At 45.7% G+C, this 5700-nt stretch carries 4 protein-coding genes and 1 pseudogene; 4 read left to right on the plus strand and 1 reads right to left on the minus strand.

Features of this window, described 5'->3' with window-relative positions; all coding sequences use genetic code 11:
- Window positions 1-261: 261 nt before the first annotated feature.
- The 4 genes and pseudogenes from AB4114_RS35435 to AB4114_RS35450 all read left to right on the plus strand — a co-directional run bounded on the left by AB4114_RS35435 (window position 262) and on the right by AB4114_RS35450 (window position 3930).
- Window positions 262-537: a His/Gly/Thr/Pro-type tRNA ligase C-terminal domain-containing protein gene (locus AB4114_RS35435; protein WP_441992623.1), complete on the plus strand. Its 276-nt coding sequence runs from the start codon at window positions 262-264 to the stop codon at window positions 535-537.
- 114 nt (window positions 538-651) lie between these two features.
- Window positions 652-1014 (plus strand): STAS/SEC14 domain-containing protein, encoded by a 363-nt coding sequence (locus tag AB4114_RS35440; protein ID WP_441992624.1) that lies wholly within the window; start codon window positions 652-654, stop codon window positions 1012-1014.
- Window positions 1015-1451: 437 nt separating this feature from the next.
- A pseudogene (locus AB4114_RS35445) lies at window positions 1452-2555 on the plus strand (IS110 family transposase).
- A gap of 355 nt (window positions 2556-2910) precedes the next feature.
- Window positions 2911-3930, plus strand: a complete 1020-nt coding sequence (locus AB4114_RS35450) for a zinc-binding alcohol dehydrogenase family protein (RefSeq protein WP_441992626.1) — start codon at window positions 2911-2913, stop codon at window positions 3928-3930.
- 760 nt (window positions 3931-4690) lie between these two features.
- Here the strand turns inward: AB4114_RS35450 and AB4114_RS35455 are convergent.
- Window positions 4691-5473 (minus strand): SDR family NAD(P)-dependent oxidoreductase, encoded by a 783-nt coding sequence (locus AB4114_RS35455; RefSeq protein WP_441992625.1) that lies wholly within the window; start codon window positions 5471-5473, stop codon window positions 4691-4693.
- Window positions 5474-5700: the final 227 nt, after the last annotated feature.

Raw genomic sequence — 5700 nt, forward strand, 5'->3', positions numbered from 1 at the left:
GTGCAGCATACCATTTTTATGGAAGATGTTGTAAATAAGTTCAGCACCTTCTGTTCCCGCATGCGCTCTAACGGAACTACCTGCCCCACAAGACCCAAACAACTGAACTCCTATTTACCATGCATYTTGAAATCCTGCGAATGAGCGAGCATTCGTGAGAAAATCCTTATTCTATGAGGGAACATTCCTGTAGAGCGTTAATTTTGCGCTTAGCACAAAAACGAGCGACTCCGGTCTGAGGTCCAAGTCCGGAATCTCCCCGTGGCCGACCGGCATGCAGTTGCCGCCGGGAAGCCMTGCCAACGCCTGAAGGATGCCGGCATTCGGGCGGAGGCCGACGAATCGAACGAGAAACTGGGCTACAGGATCCGGGAAGCGGAGCTTCAGAAAATCGAGTATGTGGCCGTCATCGGCGACAAGGAAGCGTCCGCGGACAGCGTCCTGCTTCGCGTTCGGGGGAAGGCGGAGCAGCGGGTTTGCGGAGTGGAGGAGCTGATTGCTGAGCTGCAAAGCGCGGCCGGCGCTCCGCTTGCTTGATGGTGAATCTGGAAATACTATCCTTGTACAGTCTATCTACAAGTGGTACGATGTAACTAGGTCCAAAGACCCAATTCGGAAAAATACATTTCATTCAGACCGGAGGTTACTGCCGTGCCAACCACCCGTATTATCGACAGTCCAGCCCGGATCGTCGAAATCGTATGGGCGTCTGCAGCGACGCCTGACGATTTTGACCGCATTACCGATGAAATCAAAGGATTTTCCGAGAAACTCGGCGGCAGCTTCGATGTGCTCGTCGATATGCGTACGGTCAAAGCGTTTAAACCGGAATCGCAGGCGAAGCTGGTGGAACACCAGAAGGCGCTGAAATCGTACGGGATGAAGCGCGCGGCGGTCGTCACCGCTGGCTCCATTGCCCGCCTGCAACTGAGCCGCACGGCCAAGCAATCCGAACATACGACGGAAACGCAATGGGACGATTATGCGGAGGCGCTGGCGTTTCTGAAGCAGTAGCCGGCAAGGCTGTAAACAGAGGGGCTGTCCCAACGTCATCGAAAGATGACGCGGTACAGCCCCTTTCCGTTCCTGTTTGGTAAATTAAATATAAGCATGTACATCGGTAATAATTCCTTCTTTGTAATTTTTACAGACCTTCCAAAAAGGGAAGGACCAATTATGATCCTCCCAATTTTGTGCTCTTCTGCCCGTTCGTATTATGAGGTCACCAGATATTTCTGGTCGACCTCTTTTTTGTAAGGTCGTAAGATAGCGGTAGCCGGGGATCGAACGTTTCTGCCCGTGGGACTTGGATCCCGAGAGCTATTCAGTTCATCCCCCCTACTTGTTCAACCATGGTTAGGCTGGTTGGGACATAATCCCGTATCACATGCGATAGTGTGGAAGACAAGAAGGTTAGGGGTTGCCGGTGAAAATACTATAGGAGTGATGTCATGAATCCAGTCATTGGTTTGGATGTATCGAAGGGAGAGAGCCATGCACAGGCTTTTTTAGACCGTGGAGTACCTCATGGGAAGATCTTTAGGTTTAATCATGATCTTGATGGGTTAGCGTCTTTTCTAAATTACATTAAAGGTGTGGGATCAGCTGCAGGGATGCGTCCCTCCATTGTTATGGAAGCAACAGGCCATTATCATAGCCCCGTTGTTCAGTTTCTGGATGAGCACCAGTATTTGAACATCGTCATTAATCCTTTAATCTCACATAACGCCAAGAAAACCAATTTGCGACGGTTAAAGACAGATGCCGCAGATACCCATCTATTAGGAACTCTGTACTATAAAGAAGAGTTTGAACCCTACAAAAAGCGGGGTCAGCATCTCATGAATTTACGCTATCTAACTCGCCAATATGAATCTTTAACGGGTATGTATGTCCAAGTGAAACTACAGTTTCAGGCTATTCTAGATCAAGTTTTCCCTGAATATCATGGCGTGTTTGGCGACCTTTATTCAAAGGTTTCCCTTCGATTTCTGGCTTTACATCCAACGTCTAAAGATGTACTAGAAATGTCCGAGATGGAGATTACAACTGCCATCGGGCGTCTTACTGGACGTGGTAAATCCGTCTCATGGTGCTTGGAACGCGCTCAAATCCTAGGGGCTGCAGCAAAGCGAAATCCCTTTAAGGAGACGGCTTTTCCCAGCCATTTGATCTCCATGCAGCTGCTCATCGAATTACTTCTTCAATACCAGGACCATCTTGCAACCCTTAATAAATCAGTAGATGCCCTGGCTGAAGAGTTGGTTGAATATGATTTAATCCAATCGATACCCGGTATTGGCACTAAGATTGCTGCAACAATTTTAGCTGAGATCGGGGAAATCGATCGGTTTGATCACGCAAAGAAACTGGTGGCCTTTGCTGGTGTTGATCCAAGTGTTTTTTCTTCAGGCAAGTAAAAATTAAGAGCTTATTATGATAAGAAACGTGCTGAAGGAAAGCTGTTCAAAGTAGCGGTAATTGCTTGTGTGAATAAGCTCATTCACTGGATTTTTGCCATCTTAACTACTAAGGAAGCGTTCCGTTTAKATTAAGTGAAAAAATTAGAAATATATGGAATGTCTTTTCGTGCTTTATAGGACGGTTCTTTCCTATGCACTTTTTTAAGTATACCACTTCATGAATCCAGAATTAATAATTAAATATTGACAAGCTATTAGCTGGAATAGTTAAACGAACTAAAAACGGATGCATCGGCATCCGTTGGTCCGCTATAGTTATCCGTTAGCGCAATTAATTACTACCATATTAAATGGTTAGAAAAAAGCATGTGATATTCCCTCTTCCCCGTATGGTTCCCCGCGCTGTTTGTAACGGCTAACAGTATTTTGATCATTACCTTACAAAGGGTATACTAGTAAGGAAAGGATGTGGTTTATTATGGCTACAATGAAGGCGGTAGGACTAACCCGATACCTTCCAATTGAAAATCCAGAAAGCTTAGTAGATATAGTTGTGGAGAAACCAAGTGCGACGGGTCGTGACATTTTGGTCAAAGTTATCGCCATATCGGTCAATCCGGTTGACACTAAGGTACGTGCGCCTAAAGACAGAGTTGAAGAAGTTCCTAAAATTTTAGGTTGGGATGTTGCAGGAATTGTTGAAGAGGCKGGACCGGACTGCTCGTTGTTCCGTCCGGGGGATGAAGTTTTTTATGCGGGCAGCATTGCACGACAAGGCGGAAACAGTGAATACCATCTGGTTGATGAACGGATTGTAGGGCGCAAGCCAACTTCCTTGAATTTCGCGGAAGCGGCAGCTCTTCCTTTAACCTCTATCACAGCTTGGGAAGCATTATTTACCCGAATGTCGATTTCTCAATATTCGGGCGCCAACGAAGAAAAATCCCTGCTGATCATCGGGGCAGCTGGGGGTGTAGGGTCCATTGCCATCCAGCTTGCAAAACAAGCGGGGCTCATTGTAATCGGGACTGCTTCCCGGCCGGAAACCGTCGATTGGGTTAAATCAATGGGCGCCGACTATACCATTAATCACCATGACCCGCTCCTTCCGCAGCTTGAAGCAATTGGGTTTTCAAGCGTTCCGTATATTTTCTGCCTGAATGCTTTGGAAATACACTGGGCCGGCATCAGCGAAGCCGTTTCTCCCCAAGGAGTCGTTTGCGCAATTGATGATCCTACCTCTCCGCTCAACCTCAAATTGCTTAAGCAAAAAAGCGCCACCTTCGTGTGGGAGTTTATGTTTACGCGCTCGCTTTATGAAACGGATGATATGATCGAGCAACACTTACTGCTCAATCTGATAGCTGATGCTGTGGATCATCAAAAATTGAAGACAACGCTCGCCGAAGTACTTGGACCGATCTCAGCAGAGCATCTTCGCCAAGCCCACAAGCTATTGGAGAGCAATAGGACGATTGGCAAGGTTGTTCTAGAGAATTTTGTTTAAACACCTGTTCTTGGAAAGCACACAATAGAATTCCCTTGCCCAATAAGCAGGTGATACGTTTATTCGCAAGAAGAAATAAGTTAGAGCCGACTGCTGTTTGTAGTCGGCTTCAATTTTGCAATAAGAAAACTTGAAAATATTTATGATACGGTTCTTCATATCATGTTTGAAGCGAAATTTTTAAGTACCCTTGAAAGGGTTCCATATATTGGGCAAGGGATTTGGGGAGTTGAGGGGTTTGAACCCTGTCCGACAATATCGGCTTCAACGGGGCTTTTCGATGGAGAATATGACTGTCCAAAACGCCTTTTTCGGTTCTCCCACTTCGTTAAACAACAACGGCCAGTTTTTTCTTCCTTTTACGAGGGATAGTTCAACCAACTTGTCTTGTCTGTAACTCCCCAGAATGTGACACCCGAAATTAAATCCCGGTGTATTATTTTAGAAGAACTTCAAATATTTCTTTGTACCTTTGTGCCTGCTTATCCAGCATTTCTGACGTTGGCTCGGTGTAGCGAATCACTTTTGTTGTCTTATAATAAAGTTCTTTAAAACATCCGCGATAAACGCAATAAAACCGGCCTAAGTGGCGGGCCGGATAAGAAATAAAGTTGTTTAAAATCGTATTGAACTAACGTCTCCGTTAGGACAATAATTCATTTTCTATTTGGGGTAATACCAGAGAAGGTGTTACCAAGTGCCAACTGTAGAATCACACAAATGTTGAGCAAAATTATATAGAAAGTATTCGCCTCTCCTACTATTTACTTTTTTCCTTTAACCAACTTTCAAATTCGGAGGCCACAATGCGTTCCCCCGTGATGCCCTCCGCTTCCGGTGAAGCCAAAAAGACAATCGGCTCCGCCATAACCTCCGGCTGCATCAGCCGGAATTTCGCCTCGATCTCGCTGCGCAGATCATCCGGAATCATTCCCGTCGCCGTTGCTCCGCCCGGAAGCAACATGTTGACCGAAATTCCAGATTCCTTCAGATCCTCCGCCATGATCGCCGACAGCGATTCTGTTGCGGCGCGCGACGGACCGTACGGAACAAAACCCTTTCTTTTCATGGTCTCATGATTCATGGAAATGTTGATGATTCGTCCTTTTCCTTGTTCGATCATGAGTGGGGTAAATCCTCGCGCTACCAGAAAATAACTGGTGAGATTGGTTTCGATAAGATCGCGGAAGCCTACCGGCGTCACCTTGTAAAAGGGCTGCGGCTCCGCCAGAAAACGCGGGTTAACCGTTCGCATCCCAATGCCGGCATTGTTTACAAGGACATCAATTTCACCCCATTCAGTTTTTACCCATTTCACCACATCTTCTACCGATCCCTCTGATCTTACATCCAGTGGAAGCTCAAAAACAGTAGTATATCCCTTTTCTTTAAGTTTTTTTACGGCTTCAGTTAATTTTGACTCTGGACGGGATGCTACTGCTACTTTTGCCCCTTTATCAAGAAGGGCTTCTGCCATGGCATAACCTAAGCCGTCGGAGGCACCGGTAATGACAACATGTACATTTTCTAATGCTTTTACCATTCTTTCACCTCATTCAAATTGTTAGAGTGCTCTCCACTTGATTATAAACAATTTTGTGGAGAAATCTCCTGTTCCGTTAAACTCCCTCTATGAGGAATAGATTTTCTTTTAAATACTCTCTAAATCTTAGGATTTCGATGCTTTGCTAAAGGTTAGGGACAACGTGCCTATGGGATAATATTGAGTTAGATGAAAAAACTGGGTGTGGAAATATAAAAGAATGCCTC

The organism is Paenibacillus sp. 2RAB27 (assembly GCF_052115445.1).
Taxonomy (GTDB): domain Bacteria; phylum Bacillota; class Bacilli; order Paenibacillales; family NBRC-103111; genus Paenibacillus_E.

Coding starts and splice junctions, on each gene's coding strand:
- AB4114_RS35455 (WP_441992625.1), bottom strand. CDS start 5,473: ATGGTAAAAGCATTAGAAAATGTACATGTTGTCATTACCGGTGCCTCC.